Origin of the sequence: Pseudomonas sp. zfem004, assembly GCF_032621715.1 — a bacterium.
Classification (GTDB): domain Bacteria; phylum Pseudomonadota; class Gammaproteobacteria; order Pseudomonadales; family Pseudomonadaceae; genus Aquipseudomonas; species Aquipseudomonas sichuanensis.
This window is the reverse complement of sequence record NZ_JAVYJF010000021.1, coordinates 57,783-82,682: the sequence shown is the minus strand read 5'-3', so window position 1 is coordinate 82,682 and position 24,900 is coordinate 57,783. Positions and strand designations below refer to the sequence as shown.

17 protein-coding genes are annotated in these 24,900 nt (G+C 68.2%); 13 read left to right on the top strand and 4 right to left on the bottom strand.

The features are described 5' to 3' along the window. Nucleotides 1-18: 18 nt before the first annotated feature. Complete coding sequence (locus tag RTH46_RS20895) at nucleotides 19-9,288, bottom strand: non-ribosomal peptide synthetase (RefSeq protein WP_316906512.1); 9,270 nt, start codon at nucleotides 9,286-9,288, stop codon at nucleotides 19-21. Nucleotides 9,289-9,513: 225 nt separating this feature from the next. On the opposite strand from RTH46_RS20895, the gene RTH46_RS20890 reads away from it, so the two are divergent. The 10 genes from RTH46_RS20890 to RTH46_RS20845 all read left to right on the top strand — a co-directional run bounded on the left by RTH46_RS20890 (nucleotide 9,514) and on the right by RTH46_RS20845 (nucleotide 18,370). After that, nucleotides 9,514-10,719 carry a PepSY domain-containing protein gene (locus RTH46_RS20890; RefSeq protein ID WP_316906511.1) on the top strand — a complete coding sequence of 402 codons (1,206 nt, stop codon included), beginning with the start codon at nucleotides 9,514-9,516 and terminating at the stop codon, nucleotides 10,717-10,719. Continuing rightward, nucleotides 10,716-11,255: a thiamine pyrophosphate-binding protein gene (locus RTH46_RS20885; RefSeq protein WP_110995154.1), complete on the top strand. Its 540-nt coding sequence runs from the start codon at nucleotides 10,716-10,718 to the stop codon at nucleotides 11,253-11,255. The genes RTH46_RS20890 and RTH46_RS20885 overlap by 4 nt, the downstream gene beginning before the upstream one ends. Beyond that, nucleotides 11,252-11,572: a hypothetical protein gene (locus tag RTH46_RS20880; protein WP_125858309.1), complete on the top strand. Its 321-nt coding sequence runs from the start codon at nucleotides 11,252-11,254 to the stop codon at nucleotides 11,570-11,572. Before RTH46_RS20885 ends, RTH46_RS20880 begins: the two co-directional genes overlap by 4 nt. Continuing rightward, on the top strand, nucleotides 11,569-12,138 hold the full coding sequence (locus tag RTH46_RS20875) for a DUF6162 family protein (protein WP_316906510.1): 570 nt from the start codon (nucleotides 11,569-11,571) through the stop codon (nucleotides 12,136-12,138). Before RTH46_RS20880 ends, RTH46_RS20875 begins: the two co-directional genes overlap by 4 nt. Nucleotides 12,139-12,148: 10 nt before the next feature. After that, nucleotides 12,149-13,060: a metal ABC transporter substrate-binding protein gene (locus RTH46_RS20870; RefSeq protein ID WP_178125885.1), complete on the top strand. Its 912-nt coding sequence runs from the start codon at nucleotides 12,149-12,151 to the stop codon at nucleotides 13,058-13,060. Next, complete coding sequence (locus tag RTH46_RS20865) at nucleotides 13,057-13,803, top strand: metal ABC transporter ATP-binding protein (protein WP_153788940.1); 747 nt, start codon at nucleotides 13,057-13,059, stop codon at nucleotides 13,801-13,803. The genes RTH46_RS20870 and RTH46_RS20865 overlap by 4 nt, the downstream gene beginning before the upstream one ends. Beyond that, nucleotides 13,800-14,699 carry a metal ABC transporter permease gene (locus RTH46_RS20860; RefSeq protein ID WP_153788939.1) on the top strand — a complete coding sequence of 300 codons (900 nt, stop codon included), beginning with the start codon at nucleotides 13,800-13,802 and terminating at the stop codon, nucleotides 14,697-14,699. Before RTH46_RS20865 ends, RTH46_RS20860 begins: the two co-directional genes overlap by 4 nt. Further along, nucleotides 14,696-15,565: a metal ABC transporter substrate-binding protein gene (locus tag RTH46_RS20855; protein WP_316906509.1), complete on the top strand. Its 870-nt coding sequence runs from the start codon at nucleotides 14,696-14,698 to the stop codon at nucleotides 15,563-15,565. Before RTH46_RS20860 ends, RTH46_RS20855 begins: the two co-directional genes overlap by 4 nt. Nucleotides 15,566-15,736: 171 nt before the next feature. After that, nucleotides 15,737-16,144 (top strand): DUF2946 domain-containing protein, encoded by a 408-nt coding sequence (locus tag RTH46_RS20850; RefSeq protein ID WP_153788937.1) that lies wholly within the window; start codon nucleotides 15,737-15,739, stop codon nucleotides 16,142-16,144. Between the two features lie 72 nt (nucleotides 16,145-16,216). Continuing rightward, complete coding sequence (locus RTH46_RS20845) at nucleotides 16,217-18,370, top strand: TonB-dependent receptor (protein ID WP_316906508.1); 2,154 nt, start codon at nucleotides 16,217-16,219, stop codon at nucleotides 18,368-18,370. Between the two features lie 11 nt (nucleotides 18,371-18,381). On the opposite strand, the gene RTH46_RS20840 is transcribed toward RTH46_RS20845, so the two are convergent. Continuing rightward, on the bottom strand, nucleotides 18,382-18,729 hold the full coding sequence (locus tag RTH46_RS20840; protein ID WP_153788935.1) for a hypothetical protein: 348 nt from the start codon (nucleotides 18,727-18,729) through the stop codon (nucleotides 18,382-18,384). A 135-nt stretch (nucleotides 18,730-18,864) separates the two neighbouring features. Here RTH46_RS20840 and RTH46_RS20835 point away from each other — a divergent pair, with 135 nt between their 5' ends. Next, nucleotides 18,865-19,653 (top strand): DNA/RNA non-specific endonuclease, encoded by a 789-nt coding sequence (locus RTH46_RS20835; protein ID WP_316906507.1) that lies wholly within the window; start codon nucleotides 18,865-18,867, stop codon nucleotides 19,651-19,653. 24 nt (nucleotides 19,654-19,677) lie between these two features. On the opposite strand, the gene RTH46_RS20830 is transcribed toward RTH46_RS20835, so the two are convergent. Continuing rightward, the gene (locus RTH46_RS20830) at nucleotides 19,678-20,376 is read right to left on the bottom strand and encodes an EcsC family protein (RefSeq protein WP_153788933.1); all 699 of its coding nucleotides are present in this window, start codon (nucleotides 20,374-20,376) and stop codon (nucleotides 19,678-19,680) included. A gap of 331 nt (nucleotides 20,377-20,707) precedes the next feature. Between RTH46_RS20830 and RTH46_RS20825 the strand changes: the two genes are divergently transcribed. Further along, entirely contained in the window at nucleotides 20,708-22,024 is a 1,317-nt protein-coding gene (locus RTH46_RS20825; protein WP_316906506.1) for an MFS transporter, read from the top strand. A gap of 95 nt (nucleotides 22,025-22,119) precedes the next feature. Here RTH46_RS20825 and RTH46_RS20820 read toward each other — a convergent pair whose 3' ends face one another. Further along, a complete protein-coding gene (locus RTH46_RS20820) occupies nucleotides 22,120-23,328 on the bottom strand; it encodes a Bcr/CflA family efflux MFS transporter (RefSeq protein WP_316906505.1) in 1,209 nt (402 codons plus the stop codon). 89 nt (nucleotides 23,329-23,417) lie between these two features. Here RTH46_RS20820 and RTH46_RS20815 point away from each other — a divergent pair, with 89 nt between their 5' ends. Further along, nucleotides 23,418-24,854, top strand: coding sequence for a PLP-dependent aminotransferase family protein (locus tag RTH46_RS20815; protein WP_316906504.1), 1,437 nt, complete (start codon nucleotides 23,418-23,420; stop codon nucleotides 24,852-24,854). Nucleotides 24,855-24,900: the final 46 nt, after the last annotated feature.

Sequence of the window (24,900 nt, the reverse complement as noted above, 5' to 3'; positions counted from 1 at the left end):
CCACCGGCATGACAATCTCTACTGCAGCTCGACCCCACGGGCGCGCCGACGGATCGGGTGCTGCGCCTTGAGCTGCGCCTGGCGTGCCTCGGCCGCGGCCTGTTCGGCACTGGCCTGCAGCTGCGCGGCATGGGCCAGCAGCTGCGCCAGGGGCGCCTCGGGCGCTTCGAGCAAGCGCTCGAACACCCCTTGCAACTGCACGAACAGCCCTTGCATGTCGGCCGCCGTGTACAGGCTGGCGTCGCATTTGAAGGCGGCGGTCAGTTGCTCGGCGTTGACGAACTCGGCGATCAGGTCCAGCTCGGTGGCGCCCTGCCCCGCTTCCTGCGGGGTCACCTGCAGGCCTTGCGGCGCCTGCATCGGCAGGCTGCCTTCCTGGTAGATGAACTTGATCGCGAACAGCGGTGAACGGCCGGCCTGACGCGGCAGGCGCAGGGCCTCGACCAAGCGGTCGAACGGCAGGTCCTGGTGATCGGAAGCACCCACCACCACATCGCGGCAGCGCTCCATCCACTGTTCGCCACTGAGGCTGTCGTCCAGCGTCAGCTGCAGTACCAACTGGTTAACGAAGAAGCCGACCATTTCTTCAACCCCCGCATGGTTGCGGTTGGCAACGTCGGTGCCCAGGCGCACGCGGGAGCTGTCGCAACGCTGCGCCACCACCAGCGAGAAGCCGGCCAGCAACAGCATGTACAGGGTCAGGCCACGGGCCTTGGCGGTGGCGCGCAGGGCCTCGGCCAGCGCTGGCGGGAAATCGAAGGCGTGCACCTGGCAGGTGCCGGCGCTGACGCCGGCCTGCGGGCTGCCGGGCAGGCGGCTGAGGCGATGGTCGTCGCCCAGGGTGCGCTGCCAGTAATCGAGCTGGCGCTGCATCTGCCCGGCCGCCAGCCACTGGCGCTGCCACACGGCAAAGTCCAGGTAGGCCAGGCCCGGCGTCGGCAGCGCGGCCGGGGCGCGCTGCACGGCGGCGTCGTAGAGGGCGACGAATTCACGCAGCAGGATGCCGAACGACCAGTGGTCGGCGACGATGTGGTGCAAGGTCACCAGCAACAGGTGCTGCTGTTCGGCCAGGCGCAGCACCGCCACCCGCAGCACCGGGCCGTTGACCAGGTCGAACGGCGCCTGCGCCTGCTCGGCCAGGGCTTGGGCGATCGCCACCTCGCGGGTGGCGGCCGGGGCCTCGCGCAGATCGACGACAGCCAGCGGCAAGGCCATGTGCGCATGCACTTGCTGCCAGCTGTCGCCGCCCTCCTGGGCGTAAGTGGTACGCAACACCGAATGGCGCTGCAGCAAGCCCTCGAAGGCTGTGCGCACCGCGTCGATGTCCAGCTCACCGTCGAGCTGCAGGGCGCGCGGAATGTTGTACATCGAGCTGTGCGGTTCCAGCTGCCAGAGGAACCACAGGCGCTGCTGGGCGAACGACAGCGGCTGACGCTGCGCCGGGTCCAGGGCTTGCAGCTGCGGCACCGGCAGCTGAGCCGGGGCCGTCATGCAGGCATCGACCGTGGCGGCGAACGCCTCCAGGTCGCGGGCTTCGAACAGGCTGCGCAAGGGCAGCTCGACGCCACGGGCATGGCGCACCCGGCTGATCACCTGGGTGGCCAGCAGCGAATGGCCGCCCAAGTCGAAGAAGTTGTCGCGCAGGCCTACGCGCTCGACGCCCAGCAGTTCACCCCACAACGCGGCGAGCTCGCCTTGCAGGGCGCTGCGTGGTGCTTCGAAAGCCTGCGCCAGCAGGCTGGCGTCCGGCGCCGGCAAGGCCTTGCGGTCGAGCTTGCCGTTGGGGGTCAGTGGCAATCGGGCCAGCACCTGCCAGTGGGCTGGCTGCATGTAGTCCGGCAGCGCTGCGCCGAGCGCTGCGCGCAACCCTTCGCAGAGTGCGGCCTGGGCCTCGCGGTCAGCTTCGGCCAGCGCCTGTCGCGGCACCACGTAGGCCACCAGCTGCTGGCCGACCGGGCCCGGCACGGCCACCACGGCCGCCTCGGCGACAGCCGCCTGGGCCAGCAGACAGGCCTCGATCTCACCGGTCTCGACGCGGAAGCCGCGGATCTTCACCTGATGGTCGACCCGGCCGATGTATTCCATCTGCCCGTCCGGCAGACGCCGGACCAGGTCGCCGCTGCGGTACAGCCGCGCGCCCGGGGTGCTGGCGAACGGGTCGGGGACGAAGCGCTCGGCGGTCAGCGAAGGCTGCGCATGGTAGCCGCGCGCCAGGGCCTCGCCACCGATATACAGCTCACCGACCACGCCATCGGCCTGCAAGGCCAGGCCTTCGGCCAGCAGGTAGGCGCTGCGCCCGGCCACCGGTCGGCCGATGGGCGCATAGGCGCTGGTGAAGCGGGTGGCGGCATCGGCCTCCCAGAGGAAGGGGGTGATGACCGTTTCGGTCGGCCCGTAGCCGTTGACGATATGCTGCGGACGCAGTTGCCCCTGGATCTGCTCGAAGCCCTCGCGAGGGAAGGCCTCGCCCGCCACGTTGAACGAGCGCACCGACGCCGCCCGGCCATGGGCTGCGGCCCAGGCCGCCAGCTGGCAGGCGTATTGGGTGGGGAAATAGACCAGGCTGGCCTGCTCGCGCTCGATCACGTCCAGCGCCTCTTCGGCACTCCACAGGCCTTCGCCGCGCAGCACGCAGCGGGCACCGCTGATCAGCGGCAGCAGCCACTGCTCGGTGCCCCAGTCGAAGTTCAACGAGGCGAAATGCAGGAAGCGGTCGCTGCTGTCGATGCGGTAGAAGCGCTGCATGGTCAGCAGGTGGCGCAACAGGGCGCCCTGCTCCAAGGCCACGCCCTTGGGCCGCCCGGTGGAACCGGAGGTGTACAGCAGGCACAGCAGGTTGTTGCCGGCGAGGGTCGGCGACGGGGCCTCGACACCATGGGTGGCCAGCGCCAGCTCATCAACCCGCAGCAGGCGTGCGGCGCTGCCGGCCAGCAACGCCGCACTGCGGGCATCGCCCAACACCAGCTGCACACCGCTGTCCTCGAGCATGTAGCCCAGGCGCTCGGCGGGGTATTCCGGGTCCAGCGGCACATAAGCGCCGCCGGCCTTGAGGATGGCCAGCAGGCCGATGATCAGGCGCTCGCCACGGGGCAACGAGATGCCCACCAGCACCTCCGGGCCGACGCCCTCGGCGACCAGCCGCCGGGCCAGGTCGCTGGCCTGGCTGTCGAGGCTGGCGTAGCTCAGCGCCCGCCCCTCGGCAACCAGGGCGATGGCCGCTGGCGTGCGGCGGGCCTGGGCTTCGATCAACTGGTGCAGCCACTGCGGCGCGGCCTGCGCCGGCAAGGCGGCGGGCATCGCCAGCAGCGCCTGGCGCTCGGCCGGGGGCACGCTGTCCAGGGTCGCCAGCACTTGGCCGGCGCCTTCGACGAACTGCCCGAGCAGGCATTCCAGCTGCGCCGCGAGGGCCTGCACGGTGGCGGCGTCAAGCGCCGCGCACAGGTAGCTGTAGTGCACCTGCAGACGCTCGCCGAGGGTCACGGCCAGGGTCAGCGGGTAGTTGGTGCGCTCCAGGTTGGCGACTTCGCCAAAGCGCACGCCGGCCTGGCCGGACTCGGCCAGCGCCGCCGACAGAGGGTAGTTCTCGAACACCAGCAAGGTGTCGAACAGCGCATCGCTGCCCTGCCCCGACCAGCGCTGGATCTCGAACAGTGGCGTGTGTTCGTGTTCGCGCAGTGCCAGGTTCAGCGCCTGCACCTGTTGCAGCCAGTCGCCCAGGGTTTGCTGCAGGGCCGGCCGGGCGATCACCGGCAAGGTGTTGATGAACAGGCCGATCTGCGCCTCGATGCCCGGCAGTTGCGCCGGGCGCCCGGCCACGGTGGCGCCGAAGGCCACGCAGTCCTGGCCGGTGCAGCGTTGCAGCAGCAACAGCCAGGCCGCCTGGACCAGGGTGTTGACGGTGACTTTCTGCTGCCGGGCGAAGGCGTTCAGGCGCTCGCCCAAGGCCGCATCGACGGTCTGGTAGAAGTCGCCGTGGCTGGCCTGTGCCGCCGCTTGCGGCGTGGGCAGCGCGTGGGCCAGGCGCGTCGGGGTTTCCAGCGCGGCGAGCTGGTCACGCCAGAATGCCTCGCTGGCCGCCATGTCCTGCTGACCGAGCCATTGGATGTAATCACGGTACAGCCCGACCGGGGGCGCCACTTGCTGCCCGGCGTAGCGTTGCAGGACCTCGCCGAGCAGGCGCGAGTTGCTCCAGCCGTCCAGCAGCAGGTGGTGGCAGGTCTGGATCAAGTGGTGCCGGGCCTCGCCGGTGCGCACCAGGGTCAGGCGCAGCAAGGGGGCCTGGGCCAGGTCGAAGCCGTGCTCGCAATCCTCCTGCGCCAGGGCGGCGAGCGCCTGCGGCAGGTCGGCGCGGTCGCGCCAGTCCAGTTCGCGCCAGGGCAGTTCGACCTGGCGCATGACCATTTGCAGGGGCTTGCCCTGCTCGCCTTGCCAGGCAAAGCCGGTGCGCAGGATGGCATGGGCGTCCAGCGCCTGCTGCCAGGCGTCGCGCAGGCGTGCGGGGTGCAGGCCGTCGACATCCACGCGCATCTGGTTGACGTAGTCACTGCCGGCCTGCTCATACAGGCTGTGGAACAGCATGCCCTGCTGCATCGGCGACAGCGGGTAGAGGTCTTCGAGCTGGCGTGCGGCCACCGGCAGTTGCGCCAGCGCCGCGCCATCGAGCCCGGCCAGCGGGAAGTCCGAGGCGGTCACCTGGCCGGGGGCCTCGACGCAGTGGGCGATCAATGCGCGCAGTTCCTCGGCGAAACCATCGACCACGGCCTGAATGCGTTCGGCCGCGAACATCTGCTGGCTGAAGCCCCACTGCAACGCCAGCTCGCCGCCGTACACCTGGCCTTCGACGGTGAGCCAGTTGGCCAGCGGCGCGTCCGGATCCTGGCCCTGGCCGGCGCCATGGGTGGCGGGCACCAGCAACGCCTGTTCATCGAACTGGCGGTCGAACTGGCCAAGGTAGTTGAAGGTCACCCGCGGACGCGGCAGGGCCGCCAGCTCGGCACGGGTGTCGGCATCGCCGAGGTGACGCAGCAGGCCGTGGCCGATGCCTTTGTCGGGCACGCCGCGCAACTGTTCCTTGACCGCCACCAGTGAAGCACCCAGCTCGGCCTCGGGCACCAGCAGCACCGGTTGCAGGCTGGTGAACCAGCCGATGCTACGCGACAGATCGAGCCCGGCGAACAGGTCTTCGCGGCCATGCCCTTCCAGCTCGATCAGCGCGCCCGGTGCTGCGGTCCAGCGGCACAGTACCCGGGCCAGGACGGTGAGCAGCAGGTCATTGACCTGGGTGCGATAGGCCGCAGGCGCGACCTGCAGCAGCTGGCGGGTGAGCTCGACGTCGAAGCGGCATTCGATCTTGTGTTCATGACGGTTGTGCAGCGCACCGTCGCGGTTGTCGCACGGCAGTTCGGCGACCGCCGCGCGCCCCAGATGCTCGCGCCACCAGGGCAACTGCGCCTGATAGCTCGGCACGGCGTCATGCAGGCGCAGCGCCCAATCCTGGTACGCGCTGGTACGCGCCGGCAGGCGTGGCGGCTGGCCGGCCAGCACTTGGCGGTAAGCCTGCTCGAGGTCTTCGAGCAGTACCCGCCAGGACACCCCGTCCACCACCAGGTGGTGCAGCACCAGCAGCAGTTGCTGGCGGCCCTCGGGCAGCTCGATCAGCATTACCCGCAGCAACGGCCCGTGGGCCAGGTCCAGGCTGCGCTGCGCAGCCTCGCACAGTGCCAGCGCGGCTTCGGCATCGGCCGCCGTACAGCGCTGGAACACGTCGCCGGCGGTTTCGGCATAGCGCTGTTGCCAGGTGCCGCCGTGCTGCTCGAAGCGCAGGCGCAGGCTGTCGTGGTGTTCGACCAGAAGCTGCACGGCCTGGGCCAGCGGCTCGCCCTGCAGCGGTGCGCGGGCATCGAGCAGCAGCGCCTGGTTCCAGTGCTGGCGGTTGGGAATGGCCTGGTCGAAGAACCAGTGCTGGATCGGCGTCAGCGGCACTTCGCCGCTGGCCGGCCCACGCACCACTGCCTGGCCCGCCTGCCCGGCCACCTGGGCCAGGCCGCGAATGGTCTGGTGCTGGAAGATGTCCTTGGGAGTGAGCGCCAGGCCGGCCTCGCGGGCACGGCTGACCACCTGCATGGAGACGATCGAGTCACCGCCCAGCTCGAAGAAATTGTCCAGCACGCCGACCTGCTCCAGGCCCAGCAACGCTTGCCAGATCTGCGCCAGGGCCTGCTCACGGGCATCGCCGGGCGCCACATGCTCGCGCTGCGCCTGCAACGCGTCGGGCGCCGGCAGCGCCTTGCGGTCGAGCTTGCCGTTGGGGGTCAGCGGCAGCGCGGCCAGCATCGGCATGGCGGCGGGCACCATGTAGTCGGGCAGGTGCTCGCCCAGCGCTGCGCGCAGTTGCTCGCGCAGCGTGCTCTGGGCCGCCGGGTCGTCGAGCAGCGCGGCATCGGCCGGCACCACATAGGCCACCAACTGGCGGCCGCTCGGGCCTTCCGGCGCCAGCACCGCCACTTCGCTGACCTGCGCCTGCGCCTGCAGCCGCGCCTCGATCTCGCCCAGCTCGATACGGAAACCACGCACCTTGACCTGATGGTCGATGCGGCCGATGTACTCGAGCTCGCCCTGGTCGCGGTAGCGCAACAGGTCGCCGGTGCGGTACAGGCGCCCGCCGTCGGCGGCGAACGGGTCCGGCACGAAGCGTTCGGCGGTCAGCCCCGGGCGCCCGAGGTAGCCACGGGTAATGCCGGCGCCGGCCAGGTACAGCTCGGCGGCGCAACCTTGCGGCACCGGCTGCAGGGCGGCGTCGAGCAGGTAGGCGGCGGTGTGCGGCAGCGGCCGGCCGATGCTGGCACGGCCACCGGCCTGGCGGCGGGTCCAGGTCGAGTAGGTGGTGTCTTCCGAAGGGCCGTACAGGTCGTACACATGCGCCAGCCCCGGCTGGCGGTAGAGCTCGTCCACCACCCGCTGCTTCAGTGGCTCGCCGGCGAGGTTGACGATGCGCACGCCGGCGGGCAACTGGCCGTCGCGCAGCAGCGCGGTAATGGCCGAGGGCACGGTGTTGACCAGGCGCACCTGGTCGCGCGCCGGCAGCTGCGGCAGTTCCAGGGCGTTGCGCGCCAGCACGATGGAGCCGCCCGCGGCCAGGGTCACGAACAGCTCCCACACCGACAGGTCGAAGCAGATCGAGGTCGAGGCCAGCACACCCTGGATGTCTTCGCGGCTGTACACCTGACGCGACCAGTGCAGCAGCGCCATGACGTTGCGGTGGGTGATGGCCACGCCTTTGGGGCGGCCGGTGGAGCCTGAGGTGTAGATCACGTAGGCGAGGTTCTGCGCCACGGCGTTATTGGCCGGCGGCACGTCCGGCCAGGCGACCAGGCTCTGCTCGTCGGCGTCCACCAGCAGCACTTCGGCGCAGTCGGCCAGGGCCAGGCGCTGGGCCACTTCAGGGTCGCTGAGCACCAGGTGCGCGGCGCTGTCGTCGAGCATGTAGGCCACGCGCTCCGCCGGGTAGTCCGGGTCCAGCGGCACGTAGGCGCCGCCGGCCTTGAACACCGCCAGCAGCGACACCAGCAGTTGCGGAGTACGCGGCAGGGCCACGCCGACGCGGGTCTCGGGGCCGACACCGGCTGCCACCAGGCGCTGGGCCAGGCGGTTGGCCCAGCGGTCGAGCTGGCCATAGCTGTACTGCTCAAGGCCGAAGGTGAGGGCCAGCGCCTCGGGCTGTTCGGCGGCCTGGCGGGCGATGCTCTGATCGATCCGCGACACCTGGTCAAAGCCGTCACCCGGCGGGTTCCAGGCGTGCAACAGCTGTTGCTGCTCGTCGGCGCCGAGCATCGGCAGCCGCGCCACAGGCTGGCTTGTGTCGGCGACCATGGCACGCAGCAGGTTCAGCCAGTGGCCGGCCATGCGCGCGATGGTCGGCGCGTCGAACAGCTCGTCGGCGTAGGTAAGTGCGGCGTGCAGCTGCCCGCCCTTCTCCCAGGTATCCAGGCTCAGGTCGAACTGGGTGGTGCGCCCTTTCCACTCGATCAGGTCGAAACGAATGCCCGAGGCGGTCTGCAGCGCGCCGAGGTCGGTGACCAGCGGCTGGTGGTTGTACATCACCTGGAACAGTGGGTTGAGCGCCAGGCTGCGTTCAAGCTTGAGCGCCTCGACCAGGCGCTCGAACGGCAGCTCCTGATGCGCCTGGGCGCCGAGGGCGGTGTCGCGCACCTGGGCAATCAGCCCGGCCACCGTGAGGTGCTCGTCGATGCGGCAGTTGAGTACCTGGGTGTTGACGAAAAAGCCGATCAGCCCTTCGACTTCGGCACGGTTGCGGTTGGCGATGGGCACCCCCACGCGCAGCTCGCCCTGGCCGCTGTAGCGGTAGAGCAAGGCATCGAAGGCAGCCAGCAGCACCATGAACAGGCTGGCCTGTTGTTGCTGGGCCAGGGCGCGCAGCTGCTGGGCCAGCTCGGCATCGACCGCGAAGTTGAAGCGGGTGCCGCGATGGCTGGGGGTGGCCGGGCGCGGGTGGTCGGTGGGCAGCTCCAGCACCGGGTGCTCGTCACCCAGCACCTGTTGCCAGTAGGCCAGCTGGCGCTCCTGCTCGCCGGCTTCCAGCCAGGCGCGCTGCCACAGGGCGTAGTCGGCGTACTGGATCGGCAGCGGCGCCAGCGGCATGGGCTGGCCTTGGCTGAAGGCGTCGTAGCAGCGGATGAACTCGTCGATCAGCACGTTCATCGACCAACCATCGGAGACGATGTGGTGCAAGGTCAGCAGCAGCACATGGCGCTCGGCGTCCAGCTTGAGCAGGCGCACCCGCCACAGCGGGCCCTGCTCCAGGTCGAACGGGCACTCGGCCTGGGCTTGCGCGCGCGCCTTCACCGCCTGTTCGCGGGCGCCGGCATCCAGCGCGCAGAGGTCTTCGAAATCGACGGTCACCGCCTGGGCCGCGGCGACCTGGCGCAGCCCGTGCTCACCCTCCTGGCGCAACGCGCTGCGCAGGGTTTCATGGCGCTCGGCCAGCGCTTCCAGGGCCTGGGCCAGGGCAGCACGGTCCAGCGGCCCGTCCAGGCCAACGGCGCCCGGGAGGTTGTAGGCCGCGCCCTGGGGATCGAGCTGCCAGAGGAACCACATACGCTGCTGGGCATACGAGGGCAGGCCGCGCTCGGCGGCCTGCACCCCGGCCGGGATGGCGAACTGGGCGAAGTCGACCTGTTCCCGGGCCAGCGCCTGCAAGAAGATCCTGCGTTTTTGCGCCGGCAACTCGAGGAATCGGCGGGCAAGGTTGCGGGCATCTTGAGCATTCATTGGCGATCATCCGTAAAGAGGGGCAACGAGCGGGGCAGCTCGGTCGTGCATGGAAAACGGATGAACGGAGGGGAAAATTAACGGACGGCGCAGGCGCCGCCGGTCGCCTTGAAACATTTACTTTCATTTACTTTGGCAGGTTTCTCATTCTCATCCGTCCTATTAAGTGCAGCCTTCACGGTTGAGCCGAGCCTCGACCGCACTTTTTATGCAGAAGACCGACCGATGGCCCGACAATCGAAGAAGAAATCCGCCTCCAAGCTGTGGTTCCTGGTGCACAGCTGGCTCGCCCTGCCGATCTGGTTCTTTGTCCTGATCGTGTGTTTCACCGGCATGCTCGCCGTGGTCAGCCAGGAGATCGTCTGGCTGGCCAACCCGGACGTGCGCGCCAGCAAACCGCTGGATGCGCCCGACGCCGAGCGCCTGAGCTTCCAGCAGGTGCTCACGGCCATGCACAAGGCCGAGCCGGAGCTGGCAGTGCGCTTTCTCAGCCAGCCGGACGGCTCGCACTTTGCCCTGAACGCCTCGGTGACCCGCCCTGACGGCACCACCGCGCTGCTCTACGTCAACCCCTACTCCGGGGCGATCCAGGGCCAGCGGCCGAACTTCGACTTCGAGGCTTTCACCCGCGCCCTGCACGGCTGGTGGCTGGTGCCGTTCACCAACGGCTACAGCTGGGGCTGGTACCTGGTATCGCTGCTCGGCCTGCCGATGCTGGCTTCGCTGGTCACGGGGCTGGTGGTGTACAAGAAGTTCTGGCGCGGCTTCTTCAAGCCGGTGCGCACCGGCCACGGCTCGCGGATCTTCTGGGGCGATGTGCACCGCCTGGCCGGGGTCTGGTCGATCTGGTTCATCGCGGTGATTTCCATCACCGGCACCTGGTTCCTGATCCAGGCGATACTCGGCGACAACCACGTGACCATCTCCACCGAACCGGTGGTGCCGGTGATCGCCCGCGAGCAGGTGCCGCAGACGCCCGACGGCACGCCGGCGCCGCGCATCGACCTGGACGAGGCCGCGCGCATCGCCACCGAGCGCATCCCGGGCCTGGACGTGAGCTTCATCTCCCTGCCGCTGACCGCCTACAGCCACTACAGCATGGGCGGCCGCGGCTGGTACCCGCTGATGTTCCAGACCGCCGAAGTGAATCCGTACACACGCAACGTCGACGCCCAGTTCCTGCTGGGCGACCGCTCGACCCTGGAGTTCGTCACCGAATCGATGCGCCCGCTGCACACCGGCGACTTCGGCGGCCTGGCGATCAAGCTGATCTGGTTCTTCTTCGGCCTGGTGCTGACCCTGATGGTGCTCAGCGGCCTGTTGATCTGGACCAAGCGCACCGCCCAGGCCACCGCCGCCGCGCTCAAGCGCAGCGAGCGCCCGGCACGGGTAAGGCAACCTCGTGAAACCCCTGTGGAGGCGCAGCCATGAGCCAGGCGAACAGCGTGCCGCAGGGCGGCTTCAAGCAGTGGTGGCTGAAATGGCGCTTCCACCTGAACATCCTGCTGATCCTCATCCCGCTGGGCTTCATGCCCAAGTACTTCGCCGACGCCAGCCTGCTGCGCGGCGACAGTGGCCTGGGCGCCAACGTCATCCGCGATATCCAGATCGACCGCTGGAGCCTCGACCTGGCGGAGCTGCGTGACGAAGCACCGCGCGCCGACGGCCCCGCCGGTGACTTCAAGGCGTTCAACGCCGCCCTGTGCAAGACCTGCACCGAGGGCGTCAAGGCGATCTACCTGCGCGTCGGCAAGCCGCGCAGCCTGCGCGCCGCCGGCACCATCTTCTTCGGCTCGCAGCACCGCATGAGCACCAACCTGCCGATCCCGCCGCGCACCCGCGCCGACGCCGACCTGTGGGTCACCATCGAAGGCTGGGACGGCAAGATGTACCAGGCCTCGGTGCCGCTGGCCAAGGCATCGCCGGCCACCGTGGCCTGGCTCGAGAAACAAGGAGGCAAGAAATGACACCACCGCTGCTGCGCAGGCTCGCCCTGCCCTTCCTGCTGCTGGCCGCCACCCCGGCGCTGGCGCACAACCCGATGTGCGATTGCACCGAGAACGCCGGGCAGATCACCTGCAAGGGCGGCTTCAGCGACGGCAGCGGCGCGCCGGGGGTGACCCTGGACGTGATCGGCTACGACGAACAGGTGCTGGTGGCCAGCAAGCTGGGGGATGACTCGACCCTCACCTTCAAGCGCCCCGACGGCGAGTTCTACGTGCTGTTCGATGCCGGCCCCGGCCATGTGGTGGAAGTGGACCACGCCGACATCGGTGCGCCATGAGCCGCGCCCAGGTGGTACGCCCGGCGGGTGCCGGGCACGAAACCCTCTATGTGCTGCTGACCGCCGCGCTGATCCTGCTGCTGGCCGCCGGCGTGGTGGCACTGCGCGGCGAACGCGAGGATGAGCAGGCCGTGGCCGCCCACCAGCTCGACGCCCGGCGTGACCTGAACGCCGCCGAACAGGGCCTGCACACCGACCTGTGGGTGGCGGTCGAGGAGATCCGTGCGCTGCGTGAGGAAAGCGGCAGCGCGCCGCCGGTGGCCGAGCTTGCCGAAGCGGGCCTGCCGCCCTTCGTCACCGATGCCAGCAGCCAGAGTCGCGGCAGCCTGCAGTGGGCGCTGCTGGACAACGGCGCCTACCTGGGCCGCAGCCAGGCCCCTGAAGTGGCCGGCAGCCTGCTGCTGATCCTGCCGCAGACCGCCGACGCCCAGCCCGATGTGTGGCTGCGCCGCGACAGCAGCGCGATGGCCCCGGACGCCCTGGACAGCGCCACGCTGATCGCCGCCGGCTGGCGGCAGATCGTCATCCACTACGACGCCGGGGTCACCCGCCAACACCGCCATTAAGGATTTGCCCATGTTCCGCTCCGCCCGCCGCACCCTGGCGCTGCTCCTGGCCTGCGCCCTGCCTGCCCTGGCCGTCGCCGACACTGGCAAGCCGCTGCGCATCGGCATCACCCTGCACCCCTACTACAGCTATGTGAGCAATATCGTCGGCGACAAGGCCGAGGTGGTGCCGCTGATTCCGGCCGGCTTCAACCCCCATGCCTACGAGCCGCGCGCCGAAGACATCAAGCGCATCGGCAGCCTGGATGTAGTGGTGCTCAATGGCGTGGGCCATGACGACTTCGCCGACCGCATGATCGCCGCCAGCGAAAAACCGGATATCAAGACCATCGAGGCCAACGCCAACGTACCGCTGCTGGCGGCCACCGGTATCGCCGCCCGTGGTGCCGGCAAGGTGGTCAACCCGCACACCTTCCTGTCGATCAGCGCGACCATCGCCCAGGTCAACAACATCGCCCGCGAACTGGGCAAGCTCGACCCGGACAACGCCAAGTTCTACACCCAGAACGCCCGCGCCTATGCCAAGCGCCTGCGCGCCCTGCGCGCCGAGGCGCTGGCCCAGGTGACCCAAGCGCCGGATGCGACCTTCCGCGTGGCGACCATCCACGCTGCCTACGACTACCTGGTGCGTGACTTCGGCCTGGAAGTGACCGCCGTGGTGGAACCTGCCCACGGTATCGAGCCGAGCCCGGCGCAGCTGAAGAAGACCATCGACCAGCTCAAGGCACTGGACGTGAAGGTGATCTTCTCGGAAATGGACTTCCCTTCCGCCTACGTCGAGACCATCCAGCGTGAATCGGGCGTGCGACTGTACCCGCTCACGCACATCTCCTATGGCGAATACACCAAGGAAAAGTACGAAGTGGAGATGAAGCGCAACCTCGACACCGTGGTCCGCGCTATCCAGGAGAACCGCGCGTGACCGCCGCCGCCCACCTCACCGCTGCTGGCGGCCCCCGCATCGACTTCGACGGCATCGACCTGACCCTGGGCCGTACGCGCATCCTTGAAGGCGTGTGCTTCAATGTCGCCCCGGGCAGCGTGCACGCCATCGTCGGGCCCAATGGCGGCGGCAAGAGCTCGCTGATCAAGACCCTGCTCGGGCAGATGCCGCACCAGGGCCAGCTGACCCTGCACTGGCCGGGTGAGCAAGAAGTGATCGGCTATGTGCCCCAGGCGCTGGAATTCGACCGCGGCCTGCCGATGACCGTCGACGACTTCATGGCCGCCATGTGCCAGCGCCGCCCGGCGTTCCTCGGTTTGTCGCGGCGGGTGCGCCCGGCCATCGACGCGGCGTTGGCCAGGGTCGGCATGCTCGACAAGCGCAAGCGGCGCATGGGCGCGCTGTCCGGTGGAGAACGCCAGCGGGTGCTGCTGGCCCAGGGGCTGATCCCCGAGCCGCAACTGCTGGTGCTCGACGAGCCGATGTCGGCGCTCGATGAGGCCGGTATCCAGGTGTTCGAGCAGCTGCTGCACGGCTGGCGCCAGGCCGGCACCACCGTGCTGTGGATCGAGCACGACCTGCAGGCAGTGCTGCGCCTGGCCGACCGGGTCACCGGGCTGAACCGCCAGGTACTGTTCGACGCCCCGCCGGCTGAAGCGCTCACGCCTGAGCGCCTGCTCAGCCTGTTCTCCGTCCACCCTCGCAGCGAGAGCCGTTCATGAGTTTCGAAGCGTTCCGCCAACTGGTCCAGGAATGGGCCGGCGCGGGTTATCTGCCGGAGGCGCTGGCCTACGGTTTCGTGGTCAACGCGCTGCTGGCGGGCCTGATGATCGGCCCGGTGCTGGGCGGGCTGGGCACCCTGGTGGTGGTCAAGCGCTTTGCCTTCTTCTCCGAGGCGGTCGGCCACGCCGCACTGACGGGTGTTGCCATCGGCATCTTGCTTGGCGAGCCCTACACCGGCCCCTATGGCAGCCTCTTCGGCTACTGCCTGCTGTTCGGCATTTTGCTCAACTTCCTGCGCAACCGCACCGGGCTGTCGCCGGACACCTTGATCGGGGTGTTCCTCTCGGTGTCGCTGGCGCTGGGCGCGAGCCTGCTGCTGATGCTGGCCGGCAAGATCAACGTGCATATCCTGGAAAACGTGCTGTTCGGTTCGGTGCTCACCGTCAGCGCCCACGACCTGCTGGTGCTGGGCATCGTCGCGGTGCTGGTGCTGGCGTTGGCGCTGCCGCTGTACAACCGCATCATGCTGGCCAGCTTCAACCCGCAGCTGGCGGCGGTGCGCGGGGTGGCGGTGAAGACCCTGGACTACCTGTTCGTGGTGCTGGTGACGCTGGTCACCGTGGCCTCGGTGAAGGTGATCGGGGCAATCCTGGTGGGCGCCCTGCTGGTGATCCCGGCGGCGGCCGCGCGGCTGGTCAGCCAGTCGCTCAAGGGCTTCTTCTTCATCTCGGTAGTGATCGCCACCGTCAGCACTCTACTGGGCATCCTGCTGCCGATCATGCTCGACCTGCCGGTGCCGTCGGGCGCGGCGATCATTCTGGTGGCCGGCCTGTGCTTCGCCCTCTGTGCCCTGGCCCGTGCCCTCGTCCCCCGCCTGCAAGGAAACCCGGCATGACCCTGAAAAAACTCACCCTGGCCCTGGCCTTGAGCGGCCTGCCGCTGCTGGCCAACGCCGCGCAAGTGCTGACTACCCTGCCGGTGACCCACAGCCTGGCGGCCGCGCTGCTCGATGGCACTTCGGTGCAGCTCAAGAGCGCCGTCCCGGACAACCTGCCGGCCAGCCGCCAGCCGTCGTACTTCGAGGGGCGTGGCGGCGCCAGCCTGCAGAAGGCCGCGCAGCAGGCCGACGCGGTGATCGGCGTGCGCTCGATCTGGCGGGACGACCCGCTCTACCCCATGGCCCGGCGCAGCAATATCCGCATCGTCGAAATCGACGCCGCGCGCCCGGTGGACGGTGCCCTGCCGGGCATCGCGGTGAACGGCGAGCAGGCCTTCGCCGCCTACCCCTGGCTCAACCCGACCAATCTGGGGCGCATGGCCGATGTGGTGGCCAACGACCTGGAGCGCTTGTCGCCGGCGGACAAGGCGAAGATCCAGGGCAACCTGGCCGGGCTCAAGCGCCAGATGCTGGAACTCACCGCCAGCAGCCAGGCGCAGCTGGCCGAGGTCGACAACCTTAGCGTCGTCAGCCTGTCAGAGCGGCTTGGGTATCTGGCCAGCGGGCTCAACCTGGATGTGGTCGAGCAGCCCCTGCACGCCGACGAGCAGTGGGACGAAGCTGCGCTCAAGGCGCTGACCGGCAACCTCAAGCAACAAGACGTGGCGCTGGTGCTGCACCACCGCCAACCGGATGCCAAGGTGGTGGCGGCGATCGAGGCCGGTGGCGCCAAGCTGCTGGTGGTCGACAGCGACCCGCAGGACACCGTGGCCGGGCTCAAGGCCAGTGTCGAGCAGGTGGTGAAGGCGCTGGGCAACGGCTGAAGGCGCAACGTGGGAGCGGGCTTGCCCCGCGATTGGACCGATCCTGCGTTGCAGGGGCTGGCCTCATCGCGGGGCAAGCCCGCTCCCACGCCAGACACACCCGCTGCCTGCGACAATCCACCACACCAACCCGAAACCCGGTGAAACCCTCCAAATGGTAGATTCGCCGCCATGAAAACCACTCGTCGGACACGCTCGCTGACCGCATGGACGCTCTACGCCAGCGTCCTGTTCAGCCTGTTGCTGTGTGGTTTGCACCATGGCCAAATGACCGGCCTGCGCCTGTCCGGCCTGGAAGGCGGCTACTGCAGCATGGACAGCGGCCATGGCCCGGCCATCGACCTGGACGGCGGCGGTGGCGACCAGCACATGGCCCAGCTCGACTGCCCGGTGTGCTCCTCGTTCGCCATGGCCGTGCCGCTCAGCAGCGCCGGCTGGACCTTCAGCGCCGCGCTTGGCCAGGCGCCAGCGCCGATCGTCACCCGCAGCTGGGGGCAACCGCCGCCGCGCTACCTGCGCCACGCCATCAACCCCCGCGCCTCCCCTTCTCCGTTCCCCGCAGCAGAACACTTCGCCTGACCCTGGCAGGCGCGCCCGTGCGCGCGCCTGTGGGTCGGGCCTGCCAAGACCTTTGCGTGGAACCCTTACAACATGATCCGCAACTCCTCTTTGGTGCTCGTGCTGAGCGCCACCTGCCACTGTGCCTGGGCGCAAGGCGCGCCTGTCGAACTGTCCGCCACCACCGTCGATGGCGAGCGTGAAGCGCCCAGCGGCGTGCAACTGGACACCCCGATCGCCACGGGCTCGCGCCTGGGCCTGACGGCGCGGGAAACCCCGGCCTCGGTAAGCGTCTCGGACCGCCGGGTGATCGAGCAGCGCGACGCCCGCGACACCCAGGAAGTGATCAATGCCATGACCGGCGTGAACGCCTCGGCCAACCCCGGCTACGGCGGCTTCGTCACCTACCGCGGCTTCACCCAGAACCAGGTGACCCAGCTCTACAACGGCATCAACCTGGGCTACAGCAGCGCCACCCGGCCGGTGGACGCCTGGGTGATCGACCGGGTCGAACTGCTCGGCGGGCCGTCGTCGTTCCTGCATGGCGCCGGTGCCGTGGGCGGCTCGATCAACTACATCAGCAAGCTGGCCAGCCGCGACCAGCAGACCGTCGACGGGCGTATCCGCTACGGCAGCTACGACGCCGCCGAATACGCCTTCGGCATCAACCAGGCGCTGGCCGCCAACCCGGCCGACGCTCGCCACTTCGCCCGCCTGGACTTCAGCCGCAGCCAGGGCAACGGCTATATCGACCGCAATGAACGGCAGACCGACAGCCTGGCGTTCTCGCTGCTCAGCGACCTTACCCCCGACCTGACCCACACCCTGGCGCTGGAGTACCAGGAGGACACGGAAGACAGCCCGTACTGGGGCTCGCCGATCCTGCCGGGGCGCAGCACCATGAAGATCGACGAGAGCCGGCGTTTCGAGAACTACAACGTCGCCGACGGCCGCTACGAGCAGCGGGTGCGCTGGCTGCGCTCGATGCTCGACTACCAGATCAGCGACAGCACCAGCCTGCACAACACCCTGTACCAGTACGAGGCCCAGCGCGACTACCGCAACCTGGAGCGCTACCGCTACAACAACGCGGGCAATGTGACGCGCTCCAGCCCCTACCTGCAGCGCCACCAGCAGAGCGTGCTGGGCAACCGCATCGAGCTGCGCCACGACAACAGCCTGTTCGGCCTGGCCAGCCAATGGTCGGCGGGGCTGGACTGGTCGAAGATGCGTCAGAGCCTGTACCCGAAATCAGGCAGCTGGAGCGACACGGTCGACCCGGACCATTTCGACCCCGGCAGTTTCTACGACATCCCCGGGGTCAATACCGGGCTGAGCAAGCAACGCCGGCACGAGACCACCAACCGCGCGCTGTTCGCCGAGAACCGTCTGCAACTGACCGAACGCCTGGCGCTGCTGACCGCCCTTCGCTACGACTACCTGGACATGCAGGTGACCAACTACGGCGCCGTGACGCCCACCGCGCCGGCCTTCTTCGAACGCCGCTGGGAGCCGCTGTCCGGGCGCGTCGGCCTGACCTACGCGCTGACCCCGGCGGCCAGCGTCTATGTGCAGTACAGCACCGCCGCCGATTTGCCGGCAGGCTCCCTGGCGGCAGCGACCTACTCCAACGTCGGCTTGTTCGACCTGTCCAAGGGCGAGCAATGGGAAGCCGGCAGCAAGTTCGACTTCCTTGATGGCCGGGGTGCGGCGACGGTGGCGGTGTACCAGATCGTGCGCAAGGATTTTGCCGTGGCCGATTCGAACAACCCCAACCAGACGGTGCAGGCCGGCCAGCAGACCTCACGGGGCATCGAGCTGTCCGGGCGGTTGCAGGTCACGCCGAAACTGTTGGCCGAGGCCAACTATGCCTACGTGCATGCGCGTTATGACGAGTTCAACGAAGCGGTGGCGGGCAAGTCGGTGTCCCGCGAGGGCAATGCGCCGGTGAACGTGCCGGCCAACGTCGGCAACCTGTGGCTGACCTACAGCTTTACCCCGGACTGGTCGGCAGGGGTGGATGCGCGGTATGTCGATTCGGTGTATGCCGACAATGCCAACACGCTGAAGGCGCCTGCCTACACCCTGTACGGGGCCTTTGCCCGCTACCGGGTGGATGCGCACACCACGCTGACCGCGCGGGTGCGCAACTTGACGGATGAGGTGTATGCCAAGCAGGCGTACAACACCCAGTACTACATGGGGGATCCGAGGACGTTTGAAGTGGCGATGGATATGCGGTTCTGAGGGCGCATTAGCTAGCCCCGTGCGACCGCCAGGCTGTAACCGATGTGCCGGCGCAAGGTGAAGGGAATCACGAAGAATGCCAGGGCGCCCATGAACAGCGAGAAGCAGCCGATCAGCACGGGTAGCAGGCAGCAGATCAGCGCGTTGCTGGCGCTGATCACGCCCGTGCGCCAGGCCAGCAGCACGCTCAGCAAGGTGACGGGCAACAAGGCACCAGCCACGGCCGCGGGGCACATCACCATGAACATGACCGCCTTGGGCATCCACAGCAGCGCCACCACATTGCCTACGCAGAACACCAGCCCAGCCAGGCACAACAGGACGACGCTGAAAAAGTTGAGGAGTTTTAGCGCCTGCATGGCGAAATGACATCCATTGGAACGGGGGCGCGATTATGGCCAGTGACATGCCCGCAGGCAATGCAGCAGGACGCCTTCGCGCCGGGTCGGTATCATGCACGCCGACCTGCCCTGCCACACCGCCAAGGAAGACGTGTGATACGCCGCCTGCCGTTCCTGCTGTTCGCCCTCTCGCTGACCTCCTGCGCACCTCGCCTGCCTTCGCCGCCCGCGCCTGAACCGGCGCAGTCGCCCCTCCCGCTCACCCTGCTCGACAATGGCCGCTACCTGCTCTGGTACGACTGCCAGCGTGGCGAACCCCACCGTTTTGCCCTCACCCTGGAAAAGGATGTCGGGCACCTGGCGCGTCAGGACAACTTCCGCCTCGACCCCGACCTGCCGCCCGGCTGCAAGGGCCAGACCTCGACCAAGGCCTACTCGACGCCCAAGGGCTTCCACCGCGGCCACCTGGCGGCGAACAACCATTTCGACGACGACCGCGCGGCGATGGACGCCTCCAATCGGATGAGCAACATCGTTCCGCAGTTGACCAGCCACAACAGCCGCACCTGGTACCAGACCGAGCTGCTCACCGAGTGCTACCGCGACCGGCACCCGGTGAAGGTGATCGGTGGGGTGGTGTTCGATCATCAAGGCGAGGGGCTGGCCAACGATTACTTCCAGGCCTCCCACGGCATCGCCACGCCGGAAGCGTTCTGGAAGGTGCTGCTGACCGAGGACGAGCAGGGCCGCACGCAGGTGATCGCCTGGTGGATCCCGCATCAGGCGGGGCTGGGCAACGATCTGGATCCGTACCTGCGCAGCGTGCATGAGATCGAGACGCTGCTGGGGCCGGACGAGGCGCCGATCGATGTGCCTGAAACGCTGAAGGACCAGCGCCCGTTACGCACCTGGTCCGTGACAACGAAGTGCGACCGGGAATGACGGGCCCCGCATTGGGGTTGAGCGTTAAGCCTGTGCCGTATCGGCAGGCCCCTCATCTTCCATTTCCAGGTGCATCAGGAAGGTGTCGCGAGCGGTGTTGCCGACGTAACGGGTCAAGGCGTAGTTGGCCGTGCCGCCAACGATGATCCCGACGCCAAAAGGAATCGCCTTGGCCGCAGCCTTCTGAGTGAAAGTGATGCCGATCTTCTTGAAGAACTCTTTGATGATGGTCAACGTGCTGCCTGTCAGGTATTGCTGAACCATTCGTACGCCTGCCTTGCTGGCCATGCGAGTGGCGCCCGCAGACCCCATCTGTTCGAGTGAGCCGTACAAGGCGATGATGAACGCCATGTGTTTGGCATCTTCGTTCGACATTTTGCCATTGATGGCAATGCCCAAGCACATAGTCATGTCAATTTGAAGCTTGATGCATACCGGGATATCCACCGCACTCCCCCCCAACATGCCAACTGCCGTACCCACACCAGGAATCGCGCCCGGAATCGCCGTTGCGGCACCCGACGTGGCGGCAAGCTTGCAATAGCGGCTGATGATCTTGTCGGTCACCCGCTCCAACACCTGAGCATCTGTTGCCTTTGGCTTGGCCTTGAGTACCTGCTCTCGATACTGTTCAACCATTTCCCGAGCATCCTGCGGCGTGATTGCGATGGCCTCGACTGCCTTCATCAATGACGAACCACTTTCCTGTGCTTGCTCTGCCATTTGAATCTCCCTTCCAAACAATGGTCACTGGCGTTCGCGATCGCTGACGCCCCTTGAGTGTACCGCAGACTGCCACACTCAATATCAAACAGCCACTATCCGATAGCATTGGTCGGTTACCTCGACGAGCACTGTTCTGGATCCATGCGCGGTAGCACCTGCTCGAGGCATGTCCAACATTCCCGGTGCGAGCGGTCGAAACGGATATCCCGGGGTCGCCCTCGAAAAAGCGATCACCACCCTGCTCTTGTCTACTGGCCCGACAACAACGACGGCGCGCCGGATCGCGCCGCATTCGCCCAGGCTGCCTAGACCACCGGAGAGCACAGTGATGTCCATCCCCCATGCGGTCCCACCCGCCACCCTACGCCGGGTGATCGCCGCCTCGGCCATCGGCAACTTCGTCGAGTGGTTCGATTTTGCTGTGTACGGGTTTCTCGCCACACTGATCGCCACCCAGTTCTTCGCAAGCCAAGACTCCAGTGTCGCCCTGCTCAAGACCTTCGCCGTGTTCGCCGTGGCCTTTGCCCTGCGCCCGCTGGGCGGCATTGTGTTCGGGGCCCTGGGCGACCGGCTGGGGCGCAAGCGCATCCTGTCGTTGACCATCCTGCTGATGGCCGGCTCAACTACGTTGATCGGGTTGTTGCCGACCTACGCCAGCATCGGTGTGCTGGCACCGGCCCTGCTCACGCTTGCCCGCTGCCTGCAGGGCTTTTCCGCCGGGGGCGAATATGCAGGCGCCTGCGCCTACCTGATGGAGCATGCGCCGCAGGACAAGCGGGCGTTCTACGGCAGCTTCGTGCCGGTCTCGACCTTCTCGGCCTTTGCCTGCGCGGCGGTGATCGCCTATGGGCTGGAAGCCAGCCTGTCGGCCGAGGCGATGAATGCCTGGGGCTGGCGGGTGCCCTTCCTGGTTGCCGCACCGCTGGGGCTGGTAGGCCTGTACCTGCGCTGGCGCATGGAGGAAACCCCGGCCTTCCGCCAGGCCATGGCCGAGGGCAAGCAACACAGCCACTCGCCGTTGGGCGACACCCTGCGCCACCATGGCCGCACCATCCGCAACCTCGGCGCGTTCATCTCGCTGACGGCGCTGTCGTTCTACATGTTCACCACCTACTTCGCCACTTACCTGCAGACCGTCGGCCAACTCAGTCGTGCCCAGGCGCTGCTGGTATCCACCGTGGCGCTGCTGTTCGCCGCCGCCGGCTGCCCGCTGGCCGGGGCTTTCTGTGACAGGGTTGGGCGCCGGCGAACCATCGGTTTCACTTGCATCTGGGTCATGGTGGCGGTGTTTCCCGCCTATTGGCTGGCCAGCTCCGGTTCGTTGTCGGGGGCATTGCTGGGGGTGATCCTGCTAGCCGTAGGCGCGCTGATGAGCGGCGTGGTCACCGCTGCGCTGCTGTCCGAATGCTTCCCCACCCGCAGCCGCTATACCGCTTCGGCCATCACCTACAACGTCGCCTACACCCTGTTTGGCGGCACCGCGCCGCTGGTGGCGACCTGGCTGATCGAGCAGAGCGGCAGCCGCCTGGCGCCAGCCTTCTACCTGGTGGTGATTGCCTTGCTGGCGTTGATTGGCGGGTTGGCGCTGCCGGAAACATCGCGGGTTTCACTGCACAACGAGCGGTTGGGCGAACCGGCGGTTTGAAGTGTCGGCCAGGTCATCAAACAACCAGCTGTGCTTTACCCCCACGGTGAGCCGGGGCGCAAATCAGGGCAGGACCGGCAGGTTCTGAACCGGGCTCACGCCATCGGTGCCGTTTCAGCACCCCGTAACCCCTGGCGTGGGGCGCTGAGCCCGTGCACCAGCGCCAGCAGCACGCTGGCCGCCACGGTCATCCCCACCAGCGGCCAGGCGCTGCCGTCGGACCACCAGCCGGTCAGCGCGCTGCTCAGGGCCGTCAGCAGCATCTGCACGAAGAAGAACCCGCCCGAGGCGGTACCTGCGATCGCCGCGAATGGCTGCAGCACTGCCCACTGGCATGCGGGGATGATCAAGCCGACCGCGAACATCACTGCCAACAGCCCCAGCGGCAAGGCCCACAGCGGCGCGCCCGCCAGTTGCAGCGCCAGCAGCGCCGCACTGCCGGCCAGGTTGATGGCCACTCCGAGGCCGATTACCCGCTCGTTGCCAAGGCGCTGGGCCAGCCGCGCGTAGCAGCGCGAACCCAAGCCGTAGGCGGCCACGGTCGCCGCCAGCGCCAGGGCATAGGCCTGGGGCGACAGGCCAAGCCCCTGTTGCAACAGCCGCGACGATTCGCTGATGAACGGGAAGTAGCTGCAATAGGCGCAGCCGATCACCAGCGAACTGCGCCAGAACACCCGGCTGCCCAGCACCTGGCGCCATGCCGCCGCCAACGGCTGCGGCGGTGCCTCGACCGGGCGGGTCTCCGGCAAGCGCCTGGCCACCTGCACCTGGCAGGCCAGCCCGGCAATCAGCAACAGGCCGAACAACCCGCGCCAACCCAATGCCTCGAGCAGCAGGCTGCCCAGCAACGGTGCCAGCAATGGGGCAATGGCCATGCCAGTGGAGAGCAGGCCGAGCATGCGCGCCTGTTCGCCGACAACGAAACGATCGCGCACCACCACCCGGGCCACCAGCGGGCCGCAGCATCCTCCCAGGGCCTGGAAGAATCGCGCCAGGCACAGCCCCGGCAGATCCTGCGCCAGGCAGCAACCCAGGGTCGCCACGCTGAACAGCGCCAGGCCAGCCAGCAGCAGCGGTCGCCGCCCCCAGCGGTCGCACAGCGGCCCGGCCAGCAACATGCACAGGGCATAGCCGAGCAGGTAGGCGGTCAGGCTCTGCTGGACCTGGCCGGGCGCGAGGCCCAACGCCTGATCCATGCCAGGCCAGGCCGGCAGGTACAGGTCGAGCGCGATGCGCGGCAGGCACACCAGCGCCAGCAACAGGCATGACCAGCCACGCAGGCTGAGGGGGGACAAGGATGGCATGGGTGGCTCCGGGTAAAAGGACGCTCGCAGGTTAGGGGCTATCCGGTCTAGCATGCAGAGCCATTTGAACCAATATGGATTGGACCACTATGAGTCGTGGCAAGACCGCCCTCGCCCTCGACCTGCCGTTGCCGGCCCAGCCCGGCCTGGGCAAGCAGGCCGGCGCCTACCAGGCCCTGCGCGACGCGATTCTGCAGCGGCGTCTGCTCGCCGGCAGCCCGTTGCCCTCCAGCCGCACCCTGGCGGCGCGCTGGGGTTTGTCGCGCGGCACCGTCGAGGCGGTGTTCGAGCGCCTGCGCAGCGAGGGTTACATAGAGCGCCGCAGCGGCTCGGGCAGCCGCGTCTGCGCGGTGGTGCCAGAGCTGCTGCTGGGCACGGGCAACGCCACCGCACCCTTGCCGAGCGCCACCGCGCCCTCACCGCTGGAGGCACGGGTCGGTGTCGGCGTGCCCTTCGTCGCCCGCCTGCCGGACCCCGCCCTGTTCCCGCCGCGTCAGTGGGCCAGCTACCTGAGCCAGGCCCTGGGCGAGGCCGGCGCCGAGCAGCTTGGCCAAGCCAGTGCCCAAGGCCTGCCGGCGCTGCGCGAGCAACTGGCCGGCTATCTGGCGCAACACCGTGGCATCGCCTGTTCGGCGCAGGCGCTGATCATCACCCATGGCATCCGCGACAGCCTCGAACTGCTCATCGCCACCTTGCTGCGCCCCGGCGACATCGCCGCCGTCGAGGACCCCGGCTACCCCGCGGCGGCCCGTTTGCTGCGCCAGGCCGGCGCACGGCTGGCGGCGATCCCGGTGGATGCGCAGGGCGTGCAGAGCGAACACCTGCCCGGCAGCGGCGCGCGCCTGCTCTACCTCACCCCGGCGCACCAGGCCCCCACCGGCGCCACCTTGCCGGTATCTCGGCGCCTGGCGTTGCTCGATTGGGCCCAGCGCGAGGACGCCTGGCTGGTGGAAGACGACTACGACAGCGAGTTCAACTACAACAGCGCGCCATTGCCCGCGCTCAAGGCGCTGGACCGCAATGACCGGGTGATTTACTGCGGCTGTTTCAACAAGACCCTGTTCGCCGGCCTGCGCGTGGGTTACCTGCTGGTGCCGGACGCCTTGCGCCAGGCCCTGCTGGAGCGCATCGAGCTGAGCGGCCGCGCGGTGGCGGTAACCGAGCAACTGGCGCTGGCGCGGTTGATTGGCGATGGCGGCCTGCTGCGCCACCTGCGCGTCGCCCGCCAGGCCTATCAGCAGCGCCGCGACGCCTTGCAAGCGGTGCTCGAACGCCACGCCCCCGGGCGCTTCGAGCTGCGCGGCAGCCACGCCGGACTGCATGCGCTGCTGATGTTGCCGCCGGGCTTCGATGTACAGGCGTTGTGCCGGCGCGCGGCGCAGGAGGGGCTGCAGCTTCAGGCGTTGCAGGGTTTTTGCCTGCAGGTGCAGGCGCCACCGGCGGTGGTGCTCGGCTATGCCGCGCTGAGCCTGGCGCAAGTGCGCCATGCCGCGCGGCGGTTGGCGGCGTTGTTGCAGGAAGGGTGAGGTGGACCTGGCAATGCGCAGGGGCGCCAGGCGCCCCTGCGGCCGG

Coding starts and splice junctions, on each gene's coding strand:
- RTH46_RS20895 (WP_316906512.1), bottom strand. CDS start 9,288: ATGAATGCTCAAGATGCCCGCAACCTTGCCCGCCGATTCCTCGAGTTG.
- RTH46_RS20890 (WP_316906511.1), top strand. CDS start 9,514: ATGGCCCGACAATCGAAGAAGAAATCCGCCTCCAAGCTGTGGTTCCTG.
- RTH46_RS20885 (WP_110995154.1), top strand. CDS start 10,716: ATGAGCCAGGCGAACAGCGTGCCGCAGGGCGGCTTCAAGCAGTGGTGG.
- RTH46_RS20880 (WP_125858309.1), top strand. CDS start 11,252: ATGACACCACCGCTGCTGCGCAGGCTCGCCCTGCCCTTCCTGCTGCTG.
- RTH46_RS20875 (WP_316906510.1), top strand. CDS start 11,569: ATGAGCCGCGCCCAGGTGGTACGCCCGGCGGGTGCCGGGCACGAAACC.
- RTH46_RS20870 (WP_178125885.1), top strand. CDS start 12,149: ATGTTCCGCTCCGCCCGCCGCACCCTGGCGCTGCTCCTGGCCTGCGCC.
- RTH46_RS20860 (WP_153788939.1), top strand. CDS start 13,800: ATGAGTTTCGAAGCGTTCCGCCAACTGGTCCAGGAATGGGCCGGCGCG.
- RTH46_RS20855 (WP_316906509.1), top strand. CDS start 14,696: ATGACCCTGAAAAAACTCACCCTGGCCCTGGCCTTGAGCGGCCTGCCG.
- RTH46_RS20850 (WP_153788937.1), top strand. CDS start 15,737: ATGAAAACCACTCGTCGGACACGCTCGCTGACCGCATGGACGCTCTAC.
- RTH46_RS20845 (WP_316906508.1), top strand. CDS start 16,217: ATGATCCGCAACTCCTCTTTGGTGCTCGTGCTGAGCGCCACCTGCCAC.
- RTH46_RS20840 (WP_153788935.1), bottom strand. CDS start 18,729: ATGCAGGCGCTAAAACTCCTCAACTTTTTCAGCGTCGTCCTGTTGTGC.
- RTH46_RS20830 (WP_153788933.1), bottom strand. CDS start 20,376: ATGGCAGAGCAAGCACAGGAAAGTGGTTCGTCATTGATGAAGGCAGTC.
- RTH46_RS20825 (WP_316906506.1), top strand. CDS start 20,708: ATGTCCATCCCCCATGCGGTCCCACCCGCCACCCTACGCCGGGTGATC.
- RTH46_RS20820 (WP_316906505.1), bottom strand. CDS start 23,328: ATGCCATCCTTGTCCCCCCTCAGCCTGCGTGGCTGGTCATGCCTGTTG.
- RTH46_RS20815 (WP_316906504.1), top strand. CDS start 23,418: ATGAGTCGTGGCAAGACCGCCCTCGCCCTCGACCTGCCGTTGCCGGCC.